Below are 23951 nucleotides of genomic sequence, written 5' to 3' on the forward strand. Positions count from 1 at the left end.
CGGAAAACACCGCATAATTGACGGTGTAATGTCGTTTTCCGTTTCAGAGAAGTTGAAGGCGCTCCGCAGCGCCTCGGGGCTGACGCAGGAGGCGTTCGCCGAGCTTGCGGGCATGGACTACAAGACGTATCAGCACATCGAAGCGGGACGGCGTCCGAGCGTGCGCCTGTGCACGATCGAAAAAATCTGCGACGCCTACGGAATCGAACTGCATCAGTTTTTCCACCCGGAGCTCCCGCGGCTGTCCGTCGCGGACGCGCCGCGCAAGGGAAAGCGCGGAAAATGAGGCTTTTTCAGGGAAGCGGCGCGCGGAGCGGCGTCGTCGCGTTCCCGGGAAGAATCAGCGCGCGGGCGGGAGCGGCTCCTCGACGGGCTTGATTTCGAGCTGACGGATGACTTCCTGCGCGACTTCGCGGAAGACGGGCGCGGCGACCGTGCCGCCGTAGCCGACGACGCCCTTCGGGTCGTCCACGACGACGGTGATGATCACCTTCGGGTTCCGCGCCGGGAAAAATCCCGAAAACGACGCGACGTGGTTGCGCGCGGACGGGCGGCCGTTGACGTATTTCTGCGACGTTCCCGTCTTGCCCGCGACTTCGTAGCCGGGGATGTCCGCCTGGCGCGCCGTGCCTCCGGGCATGCAGACGGCGCGGAGCATTTCGGCGACCGTTCCCGCGACTTCCGGGGAAATCACCTGCCCGCGGGAATGCGGCGCGTATTCGACGAGCTGCGCGCCCGATTCGTCGAGCACGCGCCCGACGAGCAGCGGCTCCAGAAATTTTCCGCGGTTGGCGATGACGCTCATCGCGTCGTGCGTCTGCAGCGGCGTGACGCTGATCGAATGCCCGATCGGCATGCGCGTGATGGTGAGCGAATCCCACTGCTCCGGCGCGGGCACCTTGCCGGGCGATTCGCCTTTTTCGCCGATGACGGAAATGAGATTCGTGCGGCTGCCGAAGCCGAACTTCAGCACGTAATCGTAGAACGCGCGCTCGCCGAGGCGCTCCGCGAAGCGCATGCCGATCTGCGCCGAGCCGCGGTTGGAGGACTCGCGGACGATGTCGCGCACGGACGCGGCGGGGCCGAGATCGTGCGTGTCGCTCGGCAGGCGGAGCGGCTTCATTTTCCTGCTGCGTCCGTAGATCGCGGTCGGCTTCGTGCAGTCGAAGCGCGTTCCCGGCGTGACGACTTTTTCCTGCAGCGCCATGGCGACGGTGACGGTCTTGAAGACGGAGCCGGGATCGTAGATGTCCGTGACGGCGCGGTTGCGCTGGCTTTCCGGCGGGGCCTTGGCGGGATCGTAAAATTCGTTGAGGTTGAAGGTCGGCCAGTTCGCGAGCGCGAGAAGGCGCCCCGTTCCCGCCTCGCTGACGATGATGCAGGAGAAATTCGGCGAGTATTTTTCGGCGAGCCTGCGGCATTCCGCCTCGGCGAATCCCTGAATGCGCGCGTCGATCGTGAGCTCGACCGTGTTTCCGTTGCGCGCGGGCACTTCGCGGGAACGGCGATAGACGAGCTCGCGCCCGCGGCGGTCGTGCATGATTTCCGTCCAGCCGTCGGAGCCGCGCAGAAAGCCGTCCATCGCCGCCTCGATTCCCATCGCGGGAACGCCTTCCTTGTTGACGAATCCGATGAGCTGGGCGGCGAGCTCGCCCTTCGGGTAGTGGCGCACGAATTTCGCCTGGCCGTAAACGGGCTTGAAGACGCGTGAAATCGGCTGCCCGTCCTTCACGACGCGGCGCGGCTGCAGCTCCATCAGCGCGCGGCGCACTTCGGGCGTCACGTCGCGCTTGAGCACGACCCAATGGCGGTCCTTGCGCGCGTATTTTTCGCGGATCTCCGCCTCGGGAACTTCGAGCAGCTCGGCGATTTTCGGAATCAGCGCCTCGTCGCCGTCGGCGAGTTCCGCGGGATCGACGCCGATGTCCCAGCGCTCGAAATTGTAGGCGAGCACCTCGCCGCGGAAGTCCGTGATTGTGCCGCGATGCGCGGAATACACTTCGCGGGAATGCGTCTTTGCGCGCGCGTCGCGGACGTATTTTTCCGGCGCGACGATCTGCAGCCAAGCCAGCCGGACGACGACCGCGACGACGCACGCCGCGATTCCGACGACGACCAGCGCGAACCGCCGATTCGACGCAAGCAGGCTTCGCATCGTCTCAACGCGCGGCGGAGTCCGGCTCGGAAAGCGGCAGGCGCGCCGGCGACGACGCCAGCGCGATCGCCTCGCTGCGGGAATCCGAGATCGAGCTGCGCCCGTAGGGGATTTTCGCGACGCGGACGCGGACGAGCTGGTCGTTGCGCACGTCGCGGAAGGTGCTGCGCACGACCTGCGTCCGCAGCGTCGTCGCGTTGCAGAAACCGTCCAGCTTCACGCGCGCCTCGGGAATTTCCTTCTCGAGCTGGCGGATGCGCTTGTCCATGCGCCGCGTCTCCGCGTTGAGCGCGTCGCGCTCCGTCTGAATCGCGACGACCGCGAACGACGACACGAACGCCACGACGAACATCGCGGCGACGGCTACGACCGAAAAAATGTTTTTCTGAATCTGGAAGGACATGGAGGAGAAACGACGTTGAAGGGTTCAAATTTTTTTGAGCGCGCGCAGGCGCGAGGAGCGGGAACGCGGATTTTCCGCGAGTTCCGAATCGGAGGGACGCACGGCCTTGTGCGTGACGGGCTCGGCGAGGCGGACGCGTTCGTCCTGCGGCCGGCCGTCGAATCGGTCCACGGGCTTTCCGCAGACTTCGTTGAAGAAGCGCTTGACGATGCGGTCTTCGAGCGAGTGAAAGGAAATGACGGCGAGCACGCCGCCCGGCTTCAGCGCGGCGAAGGCCTTCGGCAGCGCGCCGCGGAGCTCGCCGAGCTCGTCGTTGACGGCGATCCGGATTCCCTGAAACGCGCGCGTCGCGGGGTGGATCTTCGCGCCCGGGCGCCTGCCGACGCGGCTCTCGATCAGCGCCGCGAGCGTCGCCGTCCTGCCGAGCGTTCCCGTGCCGCGCGCGTCCTCGATCGCCTCGACGACGCGGCGCCACTGCGGTTCTTCGCCGAAATCGCGGATCGCCTCGACGAGGCGTTCCCGCGGCGCGGTCTCCAGAAATTCCGCGGCGGAAACGCCCGCGCGCGTGTCCATGCGCATGTCCGCGGGAGCGTCCTTGCGGAAGGAAAATCCGCGCGCCTCGTCGTCCAGCTGGAACGAGGAGACGCCGATGTCCATGAGCACGCCGTCGAACGGCGCCTCCGCGACTTCGTCCAGCCGCGAAAAGCGGAATCCGTAGAAGCGGAAGCGCTCCCCGAACTCCGCCGCGAATCTTTCCGCGCGCGGAAGCGCCGCGGGATCGCGGTCCATCGCGGCGAGACGCGTTCCCGCCGCCGCGCCGCGCTCGAGAACCGCGCGCGCGTGCCCGCCCCCGCCGAACGTGCAGTCGAGAAAGCTCCCGCCGCGCTCGGGCGCGAGCGCCGCGAGCGTCTCCTCAAAGAGAACGGGGATGTGTTTTTCTTCGGACATCGGACGGGGATTTGTGAATAAGCCGGGGAATAGTGTAAATAAATTTTAATTACATATTCACAGCGTGTGAAAAATTTTGTGAACAATCTCAGAGGCCGAGCTCGCCGAGCGTCCTGAAGACGTCTTCCGCGGAACCCATCTTCGCCATCTCGGCGTCGAAGCGCTCGGGATTCCAGATGTTGAACTTCTTGAACGCGCCGACGAGCACCGCGTCGCCCGAAATGCCCGCGTGCGCGAGCAGACGCGCGTCGAGGCTGATGCGGCCGGCCTTGTCGCAGACGACCTTGCAGGAGATCCGCGCGAGCATCGTCAGCGCGCGCTGCTTTTCGGGAGCGCTGAGCGTGGACTGCGAGGCGGCCTCCAGGAGCTGGGCGACCTTCTCCGGCGGCAGTACGGAAATGCAGCCGCTCGGATCCGGAATCGCCAGATACACGGAACGCGCGTCGTCCGCGGAAAAACGCCAATCCGACGGGATCGTCAGGCGGTTTTTCGCGTCCAACTTGTGCCGGAATTCTCCGACGAAGTACTGTGCGCTTTCTGTGGGCATGAAACGTGTTTTTCTGGGATTCGTTCCCAATGGCAAACACTTTCCCCCATTTCGCCCCACCCGTCAACTTTTTTCCCCGATTTTCTCCCAAAAACTTATTCACCGATTGTTCACAAAACGCGCCCGCGGGAACGCCGTCTCGGGGTCGAAGACATTCCAGTCTTCTTTCCTGACCACGGAAGCTCACGAAAGTCTCCACGGAAAAGCGCCGAAACGCCGACGGCTCGAAACCGCCGCGCGTTCCCGTGAGCGTCCGCGAGGATTTCCGCGCGTTCCCGCGGCAAAAAAAACGTCCCCGAGGATTTCTCCCCGGGGACGCACACAATGAAAAAGTCGAAGAGTCGAAAAAGTTTAAAAGCTTGAAAAGTAATTACCTTTTAAACTCCTCCACTTTTAAACTTTATTTCCTCCGGCGTCGGCGCGTTCCCACGAGCGCGAGAGCCGCCAGGCCCGCCAGCAGACCGAACTGCGAAGGCTCCGGAATCGACATCGTCAGCTTCAGCGTATTGCCCGCGTAAGCCAGCGACGACGTCCAGCCCGACTTGTCCCAGCCTTTCAGCTCGAGATAATTCGTCAGATCCAGAGCTTCGATTTCGCGGAACGAAAAGGTCGTTCCCGCCGCGAGAGCGAACACCGGCTCAAGCGAAACCGCGGTTCCCTCCGCGAGCGTCACCTCGAACGTTTCCGTCGCGTTCTGCAGCTTCGAGAAATCCACGACGATCTTCGCTCCCGGCGCGAGCACGATGCCGCCGGAAACGTCCGTGATCGTCACGCCCGCCGCGACGACGAGCTCGCCCTTCGCGCCGACCGTCACCGTTCCCGTGCCGAGCGCGGTCGCGCTCCCCACGACGAGCCTTCCCGACTCGATCGTCACGCCGCCCGAAAACGTGTTGTTCCCGCTCAGCGTCAGCGAGCCCGCGCCCGAAAGTTTCAGCGCTCCCGCGCCGGAAATCGCGTCGGAAATCACGATTTCCGCGCCCGAATTCGTGAACGTCTTCGTCTCCGTATCGTATTTGTTCGTGTTGACGAAATTCGTCGTGTTTTCGCCGAGCACGATCGGAAGCGAACCGCCGGAAATCGTCAGCGAGTTCGAGCTCGTGCCCAGCGTGCCGCCGTTCAGATTGAGCGAGCTTCCGCCGATTCCGTCCGAATTGATGCTCGCCGCGATCAGCGCGCCGCCGCAGTTCACGTTCATGACGCCGTCGCGCGACAAATTCAGCGTGCCGATCGTCGCCGTGTTGCCGATGTTCAGCTTCCCCGAACTCAGCGTCAGCGTGCCGATCGTCGCCTCGCCGCTGAAGGTCGTCGTCGCCGCGGCGTTCGTGAAGCCGCCGAGATTCACCGTTCCCGTGAGCGTCAGCGCGCCGCCGTCGGTACGCCTCAGCGTCCCTTTGCCGGAGATGTCGCTCGCGAGCGTGACGTTCCCGTACTTGTACACGCGGAGCACGCCGCCTTCCGCGCCGACTTCGATCGCCGTGGCGAACGTGCGGGAGACGTAGCCGCTCGCGCTCGAATCCGTGTTGTTCGCGTTGCGGAAAAGCAGGCCGCCGCCGTTGAGCACGACTTTTTGCGCGCCGCCGAGAAGCCCGGACTCAACCGCGGACGCTTCGCCCCCTTGCTGCATATTGAGGAGGCCTTTCACGACTTCCACCGTTCCCGTGAAACGGCTTCCGATCGGCATTCTGCTTAACGAGGGGTCGCCTCCTCCGGTGTCGGACAAGTCGCCGACCGCGTTGATGCGCAGCGTTCCCGTCCCGGAAACGCCGGCGAGAGAAATTTCGCCGTGCGCGGAATCCGTGATTTCGTAAACGGAGGAGCCGTCGACGAGAGTCGCCTTCGTTCCGTTCGCGCTGTCCGCGACGAGAGAAAGCTTCGCGTCGCGTCCGATCGTGATGCCGCCGACGACCGCGAGCCGGCCGCCCGAGAGCGAAACCGTCGCGCCGTCCGCGACGGTCATCGTTCCCGCGCGAACGCCGCCGTCCTCTATGGTCACGTTCGCGTCGCCGGAGAAGGTAACTTCGTCGAGATTGAAGAACGAAGTCGAAGCGGCGTCCGTTCCGATTGTCCACGACTTTTTGTCCGCAGCGTAATCCCATCTTCCCGAAGCGCCGCCGTTCCACGTCAGCTTGCCCGCCGTGCCGTCCACGACCTTCACCGTGCCGTCCGTCGCGAACGTCGCGCTCATGTCGCGCCCGACGACGGAAGAGTGCGCGGCGTCGACGTTCGCCGTGCCGAGCTTCGCCCAATCTTCGCCGAGCGCCTGCGGGCCTTCGAGCGAAACGAGCTTGAACGTCGTGACGCCGCCTTCGCGCGTTCCCTTCAGGCCCGCGAGCGCGAAGACGGTCGTGTTCGCGACCTTCAGATTCGCGCCGTCCGCGACTTCGATCGCGCTGGAAAGATTGACCGCTCCCGCAAGCGCGAACGTTCCCGCCGAAACGACGATTTTTCCCGCGCCCGTCGTCGTCAGCGTCTGATTCGCTCCTTGCGCGAACGTGCCGCCGGAAACCGAGATGTCGAGAACCCCGCCGGCGACCGTCACCGCGCCCGTGCCGAGCGCGCTCGCATGCGCCGCGACGAGCGTTCCCGACTCGATCGTCGTCCCTCCGGAATAGGTGTTGTTTCCGCTCAGCGTCAGCGTGCCCGTGCCCGTGACCTTCAGAGCTCCCGCGCCGGAAATCGCGTCGTCGATCGCGATTTGCGCGCCCGTGTCCGTGAACGCCTTCGTCGCCGTATCGTATTTGTTCGTGTTGACGAAATTCGTCGTGTTTTCGCCGAGCACGATCGGAAGCAGGCCGGCGGAAATCGTCAGCGAATCCGAGCTCGTGCCCAGCGTGCCGCCGTTCAGGTTCAGCGAGCTTCCGTTCAAAAAGTCCGCGGCGGCGACTTTCCCGACGATCAGAAGACCGCCCGAGTTCACGTTCAGAATCGAGCCTTTGTCGGCGCCTCCCGAACTCTGTCCGAACGTCAGAGTCTGCGCCGTGAGCGTGCCGCCTTTGTTGACGTTCACCGTCCCGAGTCCGTCGCGCGCGATCCGCAGATCGCCGCCGACGGAAACACTGCCCGAAACGTTCGTCGTCGCGACGGAGTCGAAATTCCCCGAAACGTTCAGCTCTCCCTTGGAGGCGATTTCGAGGGACGAGGAATTCCCCGCTCCCGAAGAACCGACGTAATCTCCCGTCACCGTCGCGACGTTCGAAACGTTCAGCTTTCCCGAATCATGCTTCAGCGCGCCGATCGTCGCCGTGTTTTTGATGTTCAGCTCCCCCGAGCTCATCGTCAGCGTGCCGATCGTCGCCTCGCCGTTGAAATTCGTCGTTGCCGCGGCGTTCGTGAAGCCGCCGAGATTCAGCGTTCCCGTGAGCGTCAGCACGCCGCCGTCGGTGCGCCTCAGCGTCCCTTTGCCGGAGATGTCGCTCGCAAGCGTAAGACTCCCGGAATTGTACACGCGGATCACGCCGCCCCGGGCGCCGACCTCAATCTTCGTGGAGAACGTGCCGGGTTTGTAGCTGGCCGTGTTCGAATTCGTGTTGTTCGCTCCGCGGAAAAGCAGACCGCCGCCGTTGAGCACGATTTTTTGCGCGCCGCCGAGCCGCTCGGGAGCAAGCTCGGACTGGTTGTTGATCGCGGAATAGGCGCCGCCCGCCAGCATGTCCACGAGGCCGTTCGCGATTTCCACCGTTCCCGTGAAATCGTTTCCGATCTTCACGGAGCTGAACGTCTTATCGCCTCCTCCGGTGTCGGAGAGGTCGCCGACCGCGTTGATGCGCAGCGTTCCCGTCCCGGAAACGCCGACGAGAGAAATTTCGCCGCCCGAGGACGCCGTGATTTCATAGACGGAATCGTCCGCCGTCGCGTCGCCTTCGGCGGTGTAGGCGGAGACGCCGGAGCCGCTCGCGAGCGAGTAGAACGCGGTCGCCGCGGGAACGGCGGAAAAGGCGCCGCGCACGCTGAAGACGGAGGCGGGAAGAAGCCTTCCCGCGCCGGAAGCGGAGGAAGTCGCCGCGTCGGAACTCGTTTCCGCGTCGGCGGCGCCCGCCGAACCGAGCGGAGCGATCACGACGGAACCATGCGCGAGCTCGTCGATTTCAGCATCCGTTCCCGCGGAGGAAACGGAGGCGGAAGCCGTCGTCTCGGACACGGCGGGAACGTCGGAATTCTCGGGAGCGACCGCAACGCCGCCGCCGGAAGAAAGACCGCCGCCGGTACCCTTGGCGGAACGGATGCCCGCGAAACGCGCGGAAACGACGTAGCGCGCGATCCACGCGCGCATCATCGCCTCAGTGGAAAATTCGTCGGCGGTTTTCTTCGCGACGCGAGAATCGGTTTTGGCGGAGAAGAGGAGTTCGAGAGCCGCGGCGTCGGCGGAGGAAACGTCGTTTTCGGCGTCGCTTTCGCTCTCGGCCGCCTTCTGATCGGCGCAGGCGAGAAGGTTTTCGACGTCTTCGGAGATTACGGTTTCAGAGAGAGCGGGCGTCGTCCGCGCCGCCTCGTTCGCGTAGGCGGTAAGTCCCGCCGCCGCGGCGATGAGCGTTGAAATGAACAGGCGTTTCGCATTCATGGTGAAAAGTTAATTCTCTATTTTTAAATTCAAATTGAGGTTTTATTATGGACGGTTATGAATACCGAGGGGGAACGCGCTGCAGCCCTTTGTTCATCACGTTTTGAGCAACAAATAAATATAAGTCTTGTTTTAACGCAAAGAACGCGAAGATTTTCGACCGCGAAGTCAAAGGAAGTTAAAGAAAGTTTTTAACCGCGAATTGACGCGAATTTTCACGAATTTCGACCGGCGTTCCCGTGAAAACCGCGTCCCTTTTCCAAAAATCTTTGCGTCTTGGCGCCTTTGCGGGGAAAATTCGCGTTCCCGCGAACGTCTGCCCAAAAATTTCCGTGCTTTCCGTGTTTTCCGTGGTCAAAAATTCGAACTTGCCACGGTATTCATAACCGAGGGACGGCGAATCGCGAAAGCCGCGCGCACGATAATTCTTGCCAATTCCGGAAAATCCGTCATGATTACTTATTCAATTTTTTATCAACGTGAGAGAAGAATACCTTAGACAAGCCAACAAGGTCATCAAAGACCCGAACATTCTCGTCAACGTCGTCTCGCGCCGCGTCCGCCAGCTTCAGCACGAAGGCATGCAGCCGCTCGTGGACACGCTCGAAAAGCTCGAACCCGAAGACGTCGCCCTGCGCGAGATCATCGAAGGGAAGCTTTCCTACGAGCTGCCCGACGAACTGCTCAAATAATCGACGGTTCCGCGGACATTTCGAAGGGCAGACTTCCTCTTCCTCGGGGAAAGTTCTGCCCTTCTTTTTTTTTACACGGTGAGCAAGAAAAAAGACAACGGGCGGCAAAGCGAGATCCGCAATCCGAAGGCGGCGCGCGACTACGAGCTCGGCGAACGCGTCGAGGCGGGGCTAGCCCTCACGGGAACGGAAGTCAAGGCGCTGCGCGCCGGCCGCGCGAACATCGCGGACGCGTTCGTGCGCATCGACGCCGACCGCATTCCGACGCTCTACCACGCGCACATTTCCGAATACGATTTCGGGAACGTGAACAACCACAATCCCTACCGCCCGCGCAGGCTGCTCCTGCACGCCAAGGAAATCCGCAGACTGCTCGGCGCGATTCAGGCCGGCGGCATGACGATCGTGCCGCTGAAGATTTATTTCGCGCACGGTCTCGCGAAGCTGCAGATCGCGCTCGGCAAAGGGAAAAAGCTCTTCGACAAGCGCGCCGACCTCAAAAAACGCGACGACGAACGCTACATTCGCCGCGTGCTCGGAAAACGGCGCTGAAAAACGGTTGACGCGCCGTTTCCGAAAAATTATATTGAACACTTATTTTGGATATGAAAACGAAAGCAACAAAAGCGAAACCTGCCAAAAAAGCCACGGTGAAATCCGCCGCGAAGCCCGCCGCCGCTCCGAAAGCGACGACAAAGGCTCCGGTGAAAGCCGCGGCCCCCGTCGCTCCCGCCCCGAAGAAGGCGTGCGCGACGAAGAAGGTCTGCGCCACCAAAAAGCCGGAAACGGCCAAGAAAGCGACGACGGAAGCCCCCGAGGCTCCCGCCAAGAAGAAACTGACGCGCATCGTCGCGCATGTCGATGTGGGCTGGGGCAAACAGCTCTACATCCGCGGCGAAGGCGCCGGTCTCAGCTGGGAACAGGGAATCCCGATGCTCTGCGAAAACGACACGGAATGGCATTGGGTCGCGGAAACGGACGCGGGTCCGATTTCCTTCAAGTTCCTCATCGACGACAAGACGTGGGCGCTCGGCGAAAACATCACCATCAACGCCGGCGACGTCCACATCTCGGAACCGACGTTCTGATTTTCCGGACAACGTCTCCGAACCAGGCAGAAACGCGCGACGATTTCGTTGCGCGTTTTTTTTGCGCCCGAAAACGCGGATTTCGGCGACCGCCCCGCCCGCGCCCTGCTCCGGAGGAAAAACGTTGACGGAAAGACGAAACCAGAGTTTCTTGGTGGGAATTATTTTGTTCGTCGTCGCTTTTTCGGAGCGTCTTTCCGCGAAAACCCGGGGACGCGCACGGCGGAGAACGTCCGCGCGATCGTGCGCGAACTGCGTTTATCGGGCTGCCCGAACTCGTGCACCTCGCACCAGTCGGGCCTCTTCGGCTTCAACGGCTTCAAGAAAATGCTCGACGGCAAGATGACGGAAGGCTTCGTGCTCTGGGAACGCCCGGCGGACGTTCCCGCGATGGGCGCGGACACGGGCCGCTTCGTTCCCGCCGTCGAGCTCCCCGACGCCGTCGTCCGCCTCGTCCGCGACGCCCTCCTGCGCTGAAAAGCGCGGGAGTCGCGCGGCGCGGAGAAAAGCGTCCGTTCGTAAATTTCTCTGCAAGGAAAGGGCATTTTCGGGCACTTTTCACGCTTCGGCGAAAGACACGAAAAAGCCCGCGAATCCTTTATTTATGCGGCTTAGCGGGCGATTTAAGATGGCACCCCGTAGCGGAATCGAACCGCTATTCTCAGAATGAGGTTCTGCTGTCCTAACCATTAGACGAACAGGGCGTTTAATGAGAACGAGAAAACAGAATTTCCCCGTTTTCGGCAAGCGAAAAATTCGCGCATCGCGTTCTTCTTCGGCGCGCGCGGACCGCGGGCTCCCGCGCTTTCCGTTTTTCATTTTCCTTTTTTCGCGGTATCGTCGTCGGCATGGAAAATTTCGTTTACGGGAACAGAACGCTTTGGATCTTCGGGCGCGGGACGCAGTCGCGCCTCGGCGAATTCGTCGAACGCTTCGCGGGAACGCGCGGCAAGGTGCTCCTGCACTTCGGCGGGAACAGCATTCGGCGCAGCGGGCTTTACGAGCTCGCGAAGACGCAGCTGCGGGAACGCGGCGTCGCGTTCGTCGAGCTGGGCGGCGTGGTGCCGAATCCGCGGCTCGCGCTCGTGCGCGAGGGCGTCGAGCTGTGCCGCCGCGAGGGCGTGACGTTCATTCTCGCCGTCGGCGGCGGGAGCGTCATCGATTCCGCGAAGGCGATCGCGGCGGGCGTTCCCGAGGAAAACGGCGACGTGTGGGAGACCTTCGTCTCGCGGCGTCCGCTGAAGCGCGCGCTCGACGTCGCGACCGTGCTGACGATTCCCGCGACGGGCTCGGAGATGAGCCCGAACACCGTGATCACCGACGAGGCGAGCGGCTACAAGCTCGGCTACGGCGACGAGAAGCTGCGCCCCGTCTTCAGCATCGTGAATCCGGAGCTGTTCTTCACGCTCCCGCCGAACCAGATCGCCAACGGCGTGAGCGACATGATGAGCCACATCTTCGAGCGCTATTTCTCGAACACGCCGCATTGCGAAATCACCGACGGGCTCTGCGAAAGCGTGCTGCGCACCATCGTCCGCAACGCGCTCGCGCTGCGCGAAAATCCGCGCGACTACGACGCCTGGGCGGAAATCGGCTTCGCGGGAACGATCGCGCACAACAATCTGCTCGGGCTAGGGCGCGAGCAGGACTGGGCCTGCCACGGCATGGAGCACGAAATCAGCGCCGTGTACGACGTGGCGCACGGCGCGGGGCTCGCCGTCGTCACGCCCGCGTGGATGCGCTACGTGCTGCCGGAAAAATCCGCGAAGCTCGCGCAGTTCGCGCGAAACGTCTTCGGCGTTCCCGCGGGCGCGGACGACGCGGCGACGGCGCGCGCGGGCATCGACGCGCTCGTCGCCTTCTACGAAAAAATGGGGCTGCCCGTGACGATGCGCGCGCTCGGTGTTCCCGACGATTCGCGTTTCGAGGAGATGGCGAAAAAGGCGGTGCTGGGGCGTTCCCGCGACGGCCGCGAAATCCCGCAGGGCAACTTCCGCCGCCTCTACTCCCGCGACATCGTCGCGATCTACCGCCTTGCCGCGGAGTGAGGCGACGGCGCGGGAACTCGCCTCTCCCGCGCGTTTTCAGATGACGTAGTCGCCGTACCAGTTCTGGTCGCGGGAGAAGATGCGCGAGGCCTTCGGGACGAGATAGACCGTCTCGCCGGGAGCGAGGGGCGTGAGCTCGAAGTCCGCCGGGAAAAGATGCACGTGCAGCAGATTCTTTCGCGAATCGACGAGTTCGATCTTCACCAGCGCGCCCGCGGGAAGGATGCGCGAAATCCGCGCGGGAACGCCGCCGCGGTCGGGCGTCTTGTGCACCTCGAAATCGTGCGGGCGCACGAGCATGCGCACTTCGCCGCCGTCGGCGGGAACGCCGGAATCGCCGCTGAAATACGCGCGCCCCTGGCCGAGGCTGCCGTAGAAGACGTTCACCTCGCCGAGAAAGTTCATCACGACGAGCGAGTCGGAGACTTCGAGCGCCTCCTCCTGGTCGTGCGTGACGAGGATGCTCGTGAGCTCCATCGTCTCGTATCGCCGCGGCGCGAAAACGCTCGCGCCGAGCGGGGGCGGCGGGGATAATCGCGGAATGAAGCTCTCGAAGATTTTTCCGATTCTCTGCGCGGCCGCGGCGGTAACGCTCGCGCCCGCTTTCGGCGGGAGCGCGGACGGCGGCGCCGTTCACGCGTCGTACTGCCGCACCATGCCCGTCGAGATTTCCAAAACGGCGCCGCTGCGCGGGCGGCAGGATTTCGGCGAGACGCGCATCGACGCTTCCGTCGAAGGCAATCCGCTCCGCATCGCGGGAACGACCTTCGCACGCGGAATCGGCACGCACGCGACGTCGATGATTCCGCTCGACGTGCCGCCGGAGGGAAGTTTCGGGGGAGGCATGCGCGCGGCGCGGCTGCTCGGCGCGTGCGGCATCGACGACGAGGCGGGCGGGCGCGGCGACGGCGCGGAGTTCCGCGTGCTTTCGGGAACGGAGGTGCTTTGGTCGTCCGGCGTGATGCGGCCCGGCGAGCCCGCGAAGCGTTTTTCCGTGAAGATCCCGCGGCACGCGGAGAAGATCTACCTGCTCACGCTCGCCGGCGGCGACGACGTCTGCGACCACGCGGACTGGGCGGACCTGAAGTGGGAAACCCGCCTTTTCGGCCGTCTCGGCGACGGCGGGGATCGTCTCGACGCGCGCGCGTTCGGACTCGTTCCCGGCACGGGGAAGGATCAGACGGCGGCGCTCCGCAAAGCGCTGAACGCGGCGCGCGACCGCCGTGCGCGGGAGCTCGTCCTCGAAAAAGGAGAGTACCATTTCTTCCGCGAGAACGCGCTCGAGCTCTCTTTTCACATTTCGAATCACGACCAGCCGGCGATTCATCCGGTGCAGATTCCGCTCGTCGATCTGCGCAATCTGAAAATCCGGGGCAACGGCTCGACGTTCGTCTTCCACGGGCAGAGCCTCGCCGTGCTCTTCATGGACTGCGAGAACGTGACGCTCGAAGGCGTGCGTCTCGACTACGCGCGCCCGATGTACTCCGAAGCGAAAATCCTCGGATTCGAAAACGGAAAAACGATCGTCTCCGTCGACGAAAAGGCCTTCCCGTACACGATAGAGAACGGCCGCCTGCGCTTCATCGGCGAAGGCTGGACGCGCGGCGTCGGCAGCGCGATCGCGTTCCGCGCGGGCTCGAAGAACATCGTCGAACGCACGGCGGACATCGTCTTCGGCGGCGAGGCCGAAAAACGCGCCGACGGCACGCTCGCGCTCGCCAAGGATTTCTCCGAAGTCGGCGCGGGCGCGGCGGTCGGCGACACGCTCACCCTGCGCTCGTGGGACCGCCCGCACCCGGCTTGCGTCATCTACCGCGCGAAAAACACCGAGCTCCGCGACGTCTCCATCCATTCGAGCTTCGGCATGACGCTCCTCGCCCAGCGCTCGGAAAACGTCCGCTTCGTCGGCTCCGGCAAGGCGGAGGACAAGACGGCGGGCGTCTTCCCGCGGCCGGAGACCGGGCGCGTCTATTCGGCGTCCGCGGACGCGACGCACTTCTCGAACGTCGCCGGCGTCGTGACGGTCGAGAACGCGTTTTTCGAAACGATGATGGACGACGCGATCAACGTGCACTCGACCTGCCTCGGCGTCGAGGCCGTTCCCGCGAAGAACCGGCTCCGCTGCCGATTCATGCACGGGCAGGCGGTCGGCTTCGAAGTCTTCATGCCGGGCGACACGCTGCGCTTCATCAAGGGGCCGACGCTGGAACAGGGTCCGGAAGTCAAGGTCGCGGCGGTCAGGAAACTTTCCTCGCGCGAGCTGCTCGTCACGCTCGCGGAAGACGTTCCCGCCGGATACGGACCGGGCGACGCGGTCGAGAACGCGGATTTCCAGTGCGCGGTGGTCTTCCGCGGGAACGTCGTGCGGAACAACCGCGCGCGCGGGGCGCTGTTCACGACGCCGAAAAAGGTCGTCGTGGAAAACAACGTCTTCCGCGACGTCGCGGGCTCGGCGATCCTGCTCGCGGGCGACGCGCAGGGCTGGTACGAAAGCGGCCCGTGCGAGGACGTCGTCATCCGCGGGAACAGGTTCATCGACAATCTGACGTCGGTCTTCCAGTTCACGGAGGCGCTGATTTCGATTTATCCGGAAGTGAGAAAGCTCGGCGAGCAGAAGCGGTTTTATCACCGCAACGTCGTGATCGAGGACAACGATTTCGACACGTTCGACGTGCCGCTGCTCTTCGCGATTTCGACGGAAAACCTGCGCTTCATGAACAACCGCGTCCGCTACAACGCGAATCACGCCGGCTGGGGGCGCAGGCCGTTCCGCTTCCTGCGCTGCCGCGACGTGGAGATCCGCGGGAACGTCGTCGCGCCCGCGGGAACGGCGACGCCGCTTCCGCAGAGCTGGACGCCCGCCGACTGCGACGCGACGCTGACGGAAAACCTGAAGATCGGCGACTGAGCCCGCGTCGGCGGGAACGCCTCACTCTTCGTCGTCGACGAAATCGAGCGCCATTTCCTCGTCTGTCTTTTCGAGCTTGAGATTGACGAGCGGCACGAGCGCGGCGAGCAGACCGAGCGTGACGAACATCGCGCCCCAGCCGACGACGTCGTGAACCGTGCCGAGCGTGAACGCCGGGCTGTCCGGCGCGTTCCCGAAAAAGTCCAGCTCCAGCGCCTCCGAGCCCTTGAACGACGACCAGACCGTCAGAAAGCCCGAGCGCAGCACGTTGAGCAGCAGCGCGAAGACGATCGAGACGGCGACGAAGAAAATCTTTTTCTTCAGCGTGCGCATGAAGACCGCCGCGAGAAACGAGCCCGTGAAAAGGCACGCCGTGAGCGAGCGCACGCCCGAGCACGCGTCCTCGACGCCGACGCGGTCGCCGCCCGGCAGCAGAATCGTGTTCGCCTCCTGCGTGAGGTCGAAGCCGAGAAAATTCAGCATCGCGACGACGGTCGCCGTCACGTTCGAAAGCAGCAGCGTCTTGATCTGGCGGTCGACGAGAAACGTGAACGGTCCGGAAATCAGCCAGACGCAGATCGGGAACAGCAGCAGCAGCGGCAGACGTGCGCGCGTGCGCAGATCGTTGCGCGTTCCCGAGAGCGTGCGCGCGCCCGCGAACCACGCGAGCCCGAAGCAGAGCCCGACGAATCCCGCCGTGTTCTCGTAGGTCGTGAACGCGTCGAATCCGTAGATCGCCGACCCGATCGCGCCCGCGGCGAAAAGCAGCGCCGAAGCGAGCGTTCCCGCGCCGAAGAGCCAGTTCAGCCACGCGGGAACGCGCGCGCCGGGCTTCGCCGCCCGGGCGGGCAGCGTGAATTCGTCGTCGGCGTCGTCCGCGTCCGGCGTTCCCGTGAAGACGCGCCGGATCTTGTCCCAACGTTCCCGCACGACGAACGCCGCGAACAGCGGCACGAGGTAGCCGAAAAGGTAATCGTCTTTGGCGTTCCAACACTGCACCTGGTCGAAAAGCAGCACGGCGCAGGCGACGAGCGCGACGCCCGCGTAGGCGAGCGGCGGGAGCGAATCGGCGGGAGCGGCGGCGGATGTCTTCGCGTTTTCCATGAAATTTTCGAAAGCGCTTAGGTTAGGCAATCCGCGTTCCCGCGCGAACAAAAATTTCGCGGATGAGGGAAAGTGATGGAGGTTATGAGGTTATGGAGGTTATGGAGGTTCTTTGCGTTTCGCTCCGCGAAAAAGTTTTTCGAAATCCTTTCGGCGAAGCCGAGCGCAATCAACTTCATAACTCCATCACCTCATCACCTTCCCGCCGCGCGAAGCGCCGCCCGCGCGCGCTTGATTCCGTGCGGGAACGGGCGTAGGATTTTCCGCCATTATGAAACTTCGCAGTTCACTCAGCACGGAAGGCCGCCGCATGGCGGGAGCACGCGCGCTCTGGCGCGCCAACGGAATGAAGGAAGAACAGTTCGGCAAGCCGATCATCGGCATCGTCAATTCGTTCACGCAGCTCGTTCCCGGCCACACGCATCTCCACGAAATCGGGCAGAAGATGAAGGCGTTCATCGAGGCGCAGGGCTGTTTCGCCGCCGAGTTCGACACCATCGCCATCGACGACGGCATCGCCATGGGGCACAACGGCATGCTCTACTCGCTCCCGTCGCGGGACCTCATCGCCGACTCCGTCGAATACATGTGCGAGGCGCACCGCGTGGACGCGATCGTGTGCATCTCCAACTGCGACAAGGTCACACCCGGCATGCTCATGGCGGCGATGCGCCTGAACATTCCCGCGATCTTCGTCTCCGGCGGTCCGATGGAGGCCGGCGAGTTCGACGGCGAAAAGAACGACCTGATCGACGTCATGGTCAAGGGCGCGGACGCGTCCTACTCCGACGAAAAGCTCGCCGAGCTCGAGCGCCTCGCGTGCCCGACCTGCGGCTCGTGCTCGGGCATGTTCACGGCGAACTCGATGAACTGCCTCAACGAAGTGCTCGGCTTCGCGCTGCCCGGCAACGGCACGCTGCTCGCCACGCACGCGCTGCGCATGAAGCTCTTCGAAAAGGCGGCGAAGCGCATCGTCGAAATGGCGTACGCCTACTACGAGCGCGGGGACGCGTCGGTGCTCCCGCGCCAGATCGCCACGCGCGCCGCGTTCCTCAACGCGATGACGCTCGACATCGCGATGGGCGGCTCCACCAACACCGTGCTGCACCTGCTCGCGATCGCGCAGGAGGCCGGCGTCGATTTCACGATGAAGGACATCGACTTCCTTTCGCGCCGCGTTCCCGTGCTCTGCAAGGTCGCGCCGAACACGAAGAAATATCACATCGAGGACGTGAACCGCGCGGGCGGCATCCTCACCATCATCGGCCGCCTCGCCGCCGAGGGCCTCATCGACGGAAGCGTGCGCCGCGCCGACGGGCTGACGCTCGCGGAGGCGATCGCGCAGAACGACCTCGACTCGCCCGCCGTCGCCGCCGAAGCGCTCGAACGCGCGCACGCCGCTCCCGCGGGAACGCGCAGCGTCCGCCTCGCCTCGCAGGACGCGCGTTATGAAAATCTGGATACGGACCGCGCCGCGGGCTGCATCCGCGACGTCGAGCACGCCTACGTGCGCGACGGCGGGCTCGCGGTGCTCTTCGGCAACGTCGCGCTCGACGGCTGCATCGTCAAGACCGCCGGCGTTTCGGAAAAAGTCTTCAAGTTCCGCGGCACGGCGAAAGTCTTCGAATCGCAGGAAGACGCGTGCGAGGGCATTCTCGGCGGCAAGGTCGGTCCGGGCGACGTCGTCGTCATCACGCACGAGGGCCCGCGCGGCGGCCCCGGCATGCAGGAAATGCTCTACCCGACGTCCTACATCAAGTCGAAGCACCTCGGCGAGCTCTGCGCGCTGATCACCGACGGCCGTTTCTCCGGCGGCACGAGCGGGCTCTCGATCGGGCACGTCTCGCCCGAAGCCGCCGCGGGCGGGAACATCGGGCTCGTGCGCGACGGCGACGTCATCGCGATCGACATTCCCGCGCGCACGATTTCGCTGGAAGTCTCCGACGCGGAGCTCGCCGCCCGCCGCAAGGAAGAGGAGGCGCGCGGGAACGCCGCGTTCACGCCGAAAAAGCGCGCGCGCAAGATCTCCAAGGCGCTCCGCGCCTACGCGAGCATGGTCGCCTCCGCGGACAAAGGCGGCGTCCGCGTCGTGGAATGACCCTCCGGAAGACCGCTTCAAAAAACAGACGTTCCCGCGGTTCGTTTCGCAGGAACGTCTGTTTTTGCGCGGCGCGGGAGCGAAAAGGCTTTAATTCCCACGAAAAAGGTATAGTATTCAGCTTCATGAAAAAACGATTCGATCTGAATTTGTATCTGGTGACGGACGAGCCGGCGAAATGCCGCCGCGGCATGCTCGAAACCGTCGAACGCGCCGTCGCGGGCGGCGTCACGATCGTGCAGTACCGCTCGACGAATCCCGACGCGGGAACGTGCTGGGCGGAAGCGAAGCCGATCGCCGACTTTCTGCGTTCCCGCGGCGTGACCTTCATCGTGAACAACCGCCTCGATCTCGCCCTCGCGCTCAACGCCGACGGCGTTCACATCGGCCAGCGCGACCTGCCCGTTCCGCTCGCGCGCCGGCTGATCGGTCCGGAAAAAATTCTCGGGCTCTCGGTCTCGAACCGCGCGCAGCTGGACGCCGTCGATCCCGCGCTCGTCGATTACCTCGGCATGGGTCCGGTGTTCCCGACGGTCTCGAAGAGGAACGCGCCACCGGAGCTCGGCGTCGAAAACTTCGCGAAGCTCGCCGCGCTGTCGCCGCTCCCGGTCGTCGCGATCGGCGGGCTGAACGCGGAGCGCGCCCGAGCCGTCCGCGCCACGGGAACGGCCGCGGGGATCGCCGTCGTCTCCGCGATCTGCGGCGCGGAAGACCCGGAAGCCGCCGCGCGCGCCCTGCTCTGAAAAAAATTTCGCGTCGCACGGACGCTTTTTTTACGCCATGAAGAAACTCCAAGACATCGCCGCGGAAACGCTTTCTCGGATTCGGGAACGTTCGCCGCTCGTGCTTTCGCTCACGAACAGCGTCGTACAGCCGCTCACCGCGAACCTCCTCCTCGCCGTCGGAGCGACGCCCGCCATGCTCAACGACGCCTCGGAATGCGCGGATATGATCGAGGCCTGCGGGAACGCCCTGCTCGTCAATCTCGGCACGCTGACCCGCGAACAGGCGGACGCGATGCGCGTCGCGACGGACACGGCGAACGCGCGCGGCGTGCCGTGGGTGCTCGATCCCGTAGCCGTCGGTCTGCTGAAATTCCGCACGGAATTCGCGCGCGAACTGCTCGCGAAAACGCCGACGGTCATCCGCGGGAACGGCGCGGAGATTCTGGCGCTCGCCGGCTACGCCGCCAAAACGCGCGGACCGGAAAGCACCTGCGGGAGCGAAGCCGCCGCGGAGGCCGCGCGGGAACTCGCCCGCGGATGCGGCGCGGCGGTGCTCGTCACGGGAGCCGTCGATTACGCGACGGACGGCGCGGGAACGCTCGCCTGCGCCAACGGTCACCCGATGCTGACGCGCGTCACGGGCGCGGGCTGTTCGATGGGCGCGCTGACGGCGGCGTGCGCGGCGGTCGCGGATTCTCCGCTTGAAGCGGCGGCCGCCGCCGCTGTGCTGACGGGCGTCGCCGGCGAAATCGCCTTCGAAAATTCCGGCGCGCCGGGCACCTTCGCAGTCAAGCTCCTGGACGCCTTTTACGAAATGACGCCGGAGCTCGTGCGTTCCCGCACGAAGGCAGTCTGACGCCTCGCCCGGGAACGCCGCGCGCGCGGCGCCTCAGTGGTCGTCGCAGTTGCAGCCGCGCGCCCAGGTGCCGTTCTCGTCGAGCTCGTGCGCGTGCTTCTTCGCGAACTCGGGAACGCCTTCGTCCTCCGACGACGGCGCCGCGAGCGCGGGAGCGGTCGGCACGACGGCGGACGGCGAGCGTTCCTCCTCCGCGGGCGTGAGCGCGGGAGCGGCGGGAACGGGCGTCGCCTCTTCGCGCGCCGCCGGCGCGTTCCCGTGCGCGTGTTCGTGATGATGGTCGTGCGAGTGGTCGTGCCCGCAGGAACCGTCGCACTTGCCGCAGGAGCCGTCGCCCTTGCAGCCCATCATCTTCCTGCGGAACTCCTCCGGATCGAGCGGACGCAGCCCGAGCTTCGCGAGCAGCGCGAAATCCTTCGACGCGGGACCGTTCGGCGTCGTGAGCAGCTTGTCGCCGAGGAAGATCGAGTTCGCGCCCGCGGCGAAGCAGAGCGCCTGGCCCTCGTCCGTCATCTGCGCGCGTCCGGCGGAAATGCGGATGATTGCCTTGGGCATGAGAATGCGCGCGACGGCGATGATGCGCACGAACTCGAAGATGTCCACGCGCGGGCGGCCTTCGAGCGGCGTTCCCGGGCAGGGAATCAGCGCGTTGATCGGCACGGATTCCGGCTGCGTCTCCATGTTCGCGAGCTCGATGAGCATCTTCAGGCGGTCGTCCACCGTCTCGCCCATGCCGAGGATCCCGCCGGAGCACACGCCCATGCCCGCCGCCTGCACGTTGCGGATCGTCGTCAGACGGTCGTCGTAGGTGCGCGTCGAAATGATTTCCGGATAGTATTCGCGGGACGTGTCGAGGTTGTGGTTGTAAATGTCGCAGCCGGCCTCCTTGAGGCGCGCCGCCTGCGCTTCGGTGATGAGCCCGAGCGTGCAGCACACCTGCAGCCCGAGCGCCTTCACGCCGCGCACGGACGCGAGCACGCTCTCGAACTGCGGGCCATCGTTCACCTTGCGCCACGCCGCGCCCATGCAGAAACGCGACGCACCCGCCGCCTTCGCCTTCTTCGCGGCGGCGACGACCGCCTCCGAGTCCATCAGCGGCTCGGGCTTCAGCCCCGTGTTCGCGCGCGCGGACTGCGGGCAGTACGCGCAGTCCTCGGAGCACGCGCCCGTCTTGATCGACTGCAGCATGTTGATCTGCACCGCGTCCGGCACCTGCGTCTGCTGGTGAATTTCCTGCGCGTAGTAAATCAGCGTCGGAAGCGGAAGGTTGTAGACTTTGCGAACGTCCTCAAGGTAGTAAATCATAATAAAAAAGTAATGATAGCAAATCGCGCAAGGCACGCGAGCGCGATTTGCGGAAAGCGCGCCGCGAAAAAAACGTTCCCGCGCCTCGCGACGCGGGAACGCCAACACACACTATGAAAAAGTGACGAAAAAAGCCGAAGGAGTAATTACTTTTAAACTCCTCCGCTCCTGAACTCTATTTGCGGCGGCGACGACGCGTTCCCGCCAGCGCGAGCGCGCCCAACCCCGCCAGCAGCCCGAACGCCGACGGCTCGGGAACGGGAGTGTAGCTTAGGCTGATATTGGAAATCGAAACAAGCGTATTACCCTTAAACTCCGCCACAGTAGAACTTTTTGAGTTTTCGAGCCAAACAGCAAAAATCTTTGAAGGCGAAATTTTTGCGGTGTCATATGTGCCCGAAAATGTTCCAGCCGAAGCTTCGAAAGTATCCCCTATCAACTGCGTGACAGACGACGAAGTCTCGTCATACGCCCAAAGCGAATAACTCACTTGATTATCCGAAGTAAAGCTCAGTGTAATCGATTGTGCGGACTCTGTTAAGTCTACGCCGAACATTACATACTCACCAGACAACGCAGGGCGACTTTTGAAAGAAAATCCTGTTGAAGATGAAATTGTAATGTCGTTATATTCGCTCTGACTCTTGTTCTGGCCTACACCTCCAAACCAGCCGACTAAATCTGTCCCAGCAGGAATCTTTCCAATGAGAGCACTTAGAACATCTCCAGACATTACACATTGGCGATTATCTCCAAATCCTGTGCTGTCTCCATTGACCCAAGTGAAATCAGAGGACTCGGGTAGCGTGATTGTTTCCGCGCTCGCGAGAAGCGTTCCCGCGGCGAGGAGTGATGTGATGGTGATGATTTTTTTCATAAGCGTTTACGGATCAGATTCTAAAAAGTGAACGCATTATCCCCGGTTTCGAATACCGGGGGGTAAACGCCGTCCAAGCCGCATAAACAAAAGGATTTACCCCTCGATCAAATCGCGCGGAATTTCGATCAGGGGGGAAGCGACATTCCTGTCGCTTCGGCGAAATCAGCTTCCGGGAAATTCAAAAAAGCGGCAGGAATGCCGCTTCTCCCCTGCGTTCCCGCGAGATTTCGCCGCAGAAAATTCCGTGTTCTTCCGTGCTTTTCCGTGGTCGAAAATTCGGACTTGCCCCGGTATTCGAAACCGGGGGCGCGGCGGCGTCACTGCAGGTCGCGGCCTTCGACGCGGGTTTCGCCGTCGCGGAAACGCAGCACGACTTCGCGGCCGAGCGTGACCGCGCGCGCGGAATCGAGGTATTCGCCCGTCGCGGCGTCGCGCGCCACGGCGAAGCCGCGCTTCAGCGTCGCGTCCAGCCCCGACGCCGAAAGCCGCGCCGCGAGCTGTCCCAGGCGCATCTTCGCGAGCTCGACGCGCGCGCCCGGGAAATTGCGTTCCAAGCGGAAGCGCGCCTTTTCGAGACGGTCGCGCAGCCCGGCGGAAACGGCGTCGGCGGCGGAGGCGAAGCGCCGCCCGAGCGCGTCCGCGCGTTCCCGCATGAGCGCGAGATACGCGTGCGGCGAGCGGCGTTCGAGCCGCATTTCCAGCATGTCCAGGCGCTGGGAAAAATCTTCGAGCGCGGAGACGGCGACGCCTTCGAGGCGTTCCGCCGCGTCGCGCGCGCGTTCGACGGCGTCGAGGCGCCCGCTCGAAATGTGCTCGGCGGCGGCGGAAGGCGTTTCCGCGCGCAGGTCCGCCGCGAAGTCCGACAGCGTGAAGTCGATCTCGTGCCCGACGGCGGAGATCACGGGAACGCGCGAAGCCCGCACGGCGCGCGCGACGATTTCCTCGTTGAAGCACCACAGATCCTCGATGGAGCCGCCGCCGCGCCCGACGACGATCACGTCCAGCCCGCGGATCTTTTCGGCGAGCCGGATGCCGCGCACGATTTCCTCCGCCGCGCCCGCGCCCTGCACCTTCGCGGGAACGACGTAGAGCGTTCCCGCCCAGTCGCGGCGGCGCATGATGCTGATGAAGTCGCGGATCGCGGCGCCCGTCGGCGACGTCACGAACGCCACCGTGCGCGCGAGCCTCGGGATTTCGCGCTTCCGCGCCTTGTCGAAAAGCCCCTCCTCCTCGAGCCGGCGGCGCAGCGCCTCGTATTCGGCGAGCAGTCTGCCCTCGCCCTCTTCGCTGAACGAGGTGACGACGAGCTGGTAGTTCCCGCGCGGAGGATAAACGGAAATCTTCCCATGCGCGACGAGCTGCATGCCGTCGCGCAGACGCGTCTTCGCGCGCGCGAGCGTCGCGCGCCAGACGACGGCGGAAATCTGCGCGCCCGCGTCCTTGAGCGTGAAATACGCATGCCCGCTGCTCTGCACGCGCAGCCCGGAGACCTCGCCGCGCAGACGCACGTCCGCGAACTCGGTTTCGAGACGCGCGCGGATGCGCGCCGTGAGCTCGGAGACCGTCAGCGGCTCCTCGCGGGAACGCGCGGGAACGGCGGCGGCGAAATCCGCGTCATCGAAAAAATCCGACACGG

Annotated in this window: 20 protein-coding genes and 1 tRNA gene; 10 read left to right on the top strand and 11 right to left on the bottom strand. The window is 64.0% G+C overall.

Annotated features, from left to right (window positions below; genetic code table 11):
- Positions 1-28 precede the first annotated feature (28 nt).
- Positions 29-286, top strand: coding sequence for a helix-turn-helix transcriptional regulator (locus ACQREB_RS01280; RefSeq protein ID WP_427764337.1), 258 nt, complete (start codon positions 29-31; stop codon positions 284-286).
- A 54-nt stretch (positions 287-340) separates the two neighbouring features.
- Here ACQREB_RS01280 and ACQREB_RS01285 read toward each other — a convergent pair whose 3' ends face one another.
- The 5 genes from ACQREB_RS01285 to ACQREB_RS01305 form a co-directional block, all read right to left on the bottom strand.
- The gene (locus ACQREB_RS01285; RefSeq protein ID WP_427764340.1) at positions 341-2155 is read right to left on the bottom strand and encodes a peptidoglycan D,D-transpeptidase FtsI family protein; all 1815 of its coding nucleotides are present in this window, start codon (positions 2153-2155) and stop codon (positions 341-343) included.
- A 4-nt stretch (positions 2156-2159) separates the two neighbouring features.
- Positions 2160-2558 carry a hypothetical protein gene (locus ACQREB_RS01290; protein ID WP_427764343.1) on the bottom strand — a complete coding sequence of 133 codons (399 nt, stop codon included), beginning with the start codon at positions 2556-2558 and terminating at the stop codon, positions 2160-2162.
- 24 nt (positions 2559-2582) lie between these two features.
- The gene (gene rsmH, locus ACQREB_RS01295; RefSeq protein ID WP_427764345.1) at positions 2583-3506 is read right to left on the bottom strand and encodes a 16S rRNA (cytosine(1402)-N(4))-methyltransferase RsmH; all 924 of its coding nucleotides are present in this window, start codon (positions 3504-3506) and stop codon (positions 2583-2585) included.
- A gap of 88 nt (positions 3507-3594) precedes the next feature.
- Complete coding sequence (locus ACQREB_RS01300) at positions 3595-4053, bottom strand: division/cell wall cluster transcriptional repressor MraZ (protein WP_427764347.1); 459 nt, start codon at positions 4051-4053, stop codon at positions 3595-3597.
- Between the two features lie 400 nt (positions 4054-4453).
- A complete protein-coding gene (locus tag ACQREB_RS01305) occupies positions 4454-8611 on the bottom strand; it encodes a beta strand repeat-containing protein (protein ID WP_427764349.1) in 4158 nt (1385 codons plus the stop codon).
- Between the two features lie 479 nt (positions 8612-9090).
- On the opposite strand from ACQREB_RS01305, the gene ACQREB_RS01310 reads away from it, so the two are divergent.
- The 4 genes from ACQREB_RS01310 (at position 9091) to ACQREB_RS01325 (ending at position 10868) form a co-directional block, all read left to right on the top strand.
- Complete coding sequence (locus tag ACQREB_RS01310; RefSeq protein ID WP_427764352.1) at positions 9091-9303, top strand: DNA-directed RNA polymerase subunit omega; 213 nt, start codon at positions 9091-9093, stop codon at positions 9301-9303.
- Between the two features lie 78 nt (positions 9304-9381).
- Positions 9382-9855, top strand: coding sequence for an SsrA-binding protein SmpB (gene smpB / locus ACQREB_RS01315; protein ID WP_427764353.1), 474 nt, complete (start codon positions 9382-9384; stop codon positions 9853-9855).
- A gap of 53 nt (positions 9856-9908) precedes the next feature.
- On the top strand, positions 9909-10391 hold the full coding sequence (locus ACQREB_RS01320; RefSeq protein WP_427764356.1) for a hypothetical protein: 483 nt from the start codon (positions 9909-9911) through the stop codon (positions 10389-10391).
- Positions 10392-10634: 243 nt separating this feature from the next.
- Entirely contained in the window at positions 10635-10868 is a 234-nt protein-coding gene (locus tag ACQREB_RS01325) for a hypothetical protein (RefSeq protein ID WP_427764358.1), read from the top strand.
- Positions 10869-11020: 152 nt separating this feature from the next.
- On the opposite strand, the gene ACQREB_RS01330 is transcribed toward ACQREB_RS01325, so the two are convergent.
- Positions 11021-11095: transfer RNA gene (locus ACQREB_RS01330), tRNA-Glu, on the bottom strand.
- Positions 11096-11239: 144 nt separating this feature from the next.
- Between ACQREB_RS01330 and ACQREB_RS01335 the strand changes: the two genes are divergently transcribed.
- The gene (locus ACQREB_RS01335) at positions 11240-12439 is read left to right on the top strand and encodes an iron-containing alcohol dehydrogenase (protein ID WP_427764361.1); all 1200 of its coding nucleotides are present in this window, start codon (positions 11240-11242) and stop codon (positions 12437-12439) included.
- Positions 12440-12475: 36 nt separating this feature from the next.
- On the opposite strand, the gene ACQREB_RS01340 is transcribed toward ACQREB_RS01335, so the two are convergent.
- Positions 12476-12916 carry a TOBE-like domain-containing protein gene (locus ACQREB_RS01340; protein WP_427764364.1) on the bottom strand — a complete coding sequence of 147 codons (441 nt, stop codon included), beginning with the start codon at positions 12914-12916 and terminating at the stop codon, positions 12476-12478.
- Between ACQREB_RS01340 and ACQREB_RS01345 the strand changes: the two genes are divergently transcribed.
- Positions 12906-15347, top strand: a complete 2442-nt coding sequence (locus tag ACQREB_RS01345; protein ID WP_427764366.1) for an NPCBM/NEW2 domain-containing protein — start codon at positions 12906-12908, stop codon at positions 15345-15347. The two genes, ACQREB_RS01340 and ACQREB_RS01345, sit on opposite strands and share 11 nt — an antisense overlap.
- 21 nt (positions 15348-15368) lie before the next feature.
- Here the strand turns inward: ACQREB_RS01345 and ACQREB_RS01350 are convergent, their stop codons facing one another.
- The gene (locus ACQREB_RS01350; RefSeq protein ID WP_427764368.1) at positions 15369-16451 is read right to left on the bottom strand and encodes an exosortase/archaeosortase family protein; all 1083 of its coding nucleotides are present in this window, start codon (positions 16449-16451) and stop codon (positions 15369-15371) included.
- A 271-nt stretch (positions 16452-16722) separates the two neighbouring features.
- Here ACQREB_RS01350 and ilvD point away from each other — a divergent pair, with 271 nt between their 5' ends.
- From ilvD to thiM, 3 genes are all read left to right on the top strand, one after another.
- A complete protein-coding gene (gene ilvD / locus ACQREB_RS01355; protein WP_427764370.1) occupies positions 16723-18549 on the top strand; it encodes a dihydroxy-acid dehydratase in 1827 nt (608 codons plus the stop codon).
- Between the two features lie 125 nt (positions 18550-18674).
- Positions 18675-19292, top strand: coding sequence for a thiamine phosphate synthase (gene thiE, locus ACQREB_RS01360; protein ID WP_427764373.1), 618 nt, complete (start codon positions 18675-18677; stop codon positions 19290-19292).
- A 37-nt stretch (positions 19293-19329) separates the two neighbouring features.
- Complete coding sequence (thiM, locus tag ACQREB_RS01365; RefSeq protein ID WP_427764376.1) at positions 19330-20130, top strand: hydroxyethylthiazole kinase; 801 nt, start codon at positions 19330-19332, stop codon at positions 20128-20130.
- Positions 20131-20163: 33 nt separating this feature from the next.
- On the opposite strand, the gene bioB is transcribed toward thiM, so the two are convergent.
- The 3 genes from bioB to xseA form a co-directional block, all read right to left on the bottom strand.
- Entirely contained in the window at positions 20164-21435 is a 1272-nt protein-coding gene (bioB, locus tag ACQREB_RS01370) for a biotin synthase BioB (RefSeq protein ID WP_427764378.1), read from the bottom strand.
- 175 nt (positions 21436-21610) lie between these two features.
- Entirely contained in the window at positions 21611-22312 is a 702-nt protein-coding gene (locus ACQREB_RS01375) for a PEP-CTERM sorting domain-containing protein (RefSeq protein ID WP_427764381.1), read from the bottom strand.
- Positions 22313-22632: 320 nt separating this feature from the next.
- A complete protein-coding gene (xseA, locus tag ACQREB_RS01380) occupies positions 22633-23949 on the bottom strand; it encodes an exodeoxyribonuclease VII large subunit (protein WP_427764383.1) in 1317 nt (438 codons plus the stop codon).
- Positions 23950-23951 lie beyond the last annotated feature (2 nt).

It is taken from the genome of Candidatus Spyradosoma sp. SGI.093 (assembly GCF_050314555.1).
In the GTDB taxonomy this organism is placed as follows: domain Bacteria; phylum Verrucomicrobiota; class Verrucomicrobiia; order Opitutales; family UBA953; genus Spyradosoma.

Bases quoted from the DNA above. Each gene is read 5' to 3' on its own strand.
- rsmH (WP_427764345.1), bottom strand. From the start codon at position 3,506: ATGTCCGAAGAAAAACACATCCCCGTTCTCTTTGAGGAGACGCTCGCG.
- ilvD (WP_427764370.1), top strand. From the start codon at position 16,723: ATGAAACTTCGCAGTTCACTCAGCACGGAAGGCCGCCGCATGGCGGGA.
- ACQREB_RS01340 (WP_427764364.1), bottom strand. From the start codon at position 12,916: ATGGAGCTCACGAGCATCCTCGTCACGCACGACCAGGAGGAGGCGCTC.
- ACQREB_RS01320 (WP_427764356.1), top strand. From the start codon at position 9,909: ATGAAAACGAAAGCAACAAAAGCGAAACCTGCCAAAAAAGCCACGGTG.
- ACQREB_RS01305 (WP_427764349.1), bottom strand. From the start codon at position 8,611: ATGAATGCGAAACGCCTGTTCATTTCAACGCTCATCGCCGCGGCGGCG.
- ACQREB_RS01285 (WP_427764340.1), bottom strand. From the start codon at position 2,155: ATGCGAAGCCTGCTTGCGTCGAATCGGCGGTTCGCGCTGGTCGTCGTC.
- ACQREB_RS01290 (WP_427764343.1), bottom strand. From the start codon at position 2,558: ATGTCCTTCCAGATTCAGAAAAACATTTTTTCGGTCGTAGCCGTCGCC.
- ACQREB_RS01280 (WP_427764337.1), top strand. From the start codon at position 29: ATGTCGTTTTCCGTTTCAGAGAAGTTGAAGGCGCTCCGCAGCGCCTCG.
- bioB (WP_427764378.1), bottom strand. From the start codon at position 21,435: ATGATTTACTACCTTGAGGACGTTCGCAAAGTCTACAACCTTCCGCTT.
- ACQREB_RS01300 (WP_427764347.1), bottom strand. From the start codon at position 4,053: ATGCCCACAGAAAGCGCACAGTACTTCGTCGGAGAATTCCGGCACAAG.
- thiE (WP_427764373.1), top strand. From the start codon at position 18,675: ATGAAAAAACGATTCGATCTGAATTTGTATCTGGTGACGGACGAGCCG.
- thiM (WP_427764376.1), top strand. From the start codon at position 19,330: ATGAAGAAACTCCAAGACATCGCCGCGGAAACGCTTTCTCGGATTCGG.
- ACQREB_RS01350 (WP_427764368.1), bottom strand. From the start codon at position 16,451: ATGGAAAACGCGAAGACATCCGCCGCCGCTCCCGCCGATTCGCTCCCG.
- ACQREB_RS01335 (WP_427764361.1), top strand. From the start codon at position 11,240: ATGGAAAATTTCGTTTACGGGAACAGAACGCTTTGGATCTTCGGGCGC.
- ACQREB_RS01375 (WP_427764381.1), bottom strand. From the start codon at position 22,312: ATGAAAAAAATCATCACCATCACATCACTCCTCGCCGCGGGAACGCTT.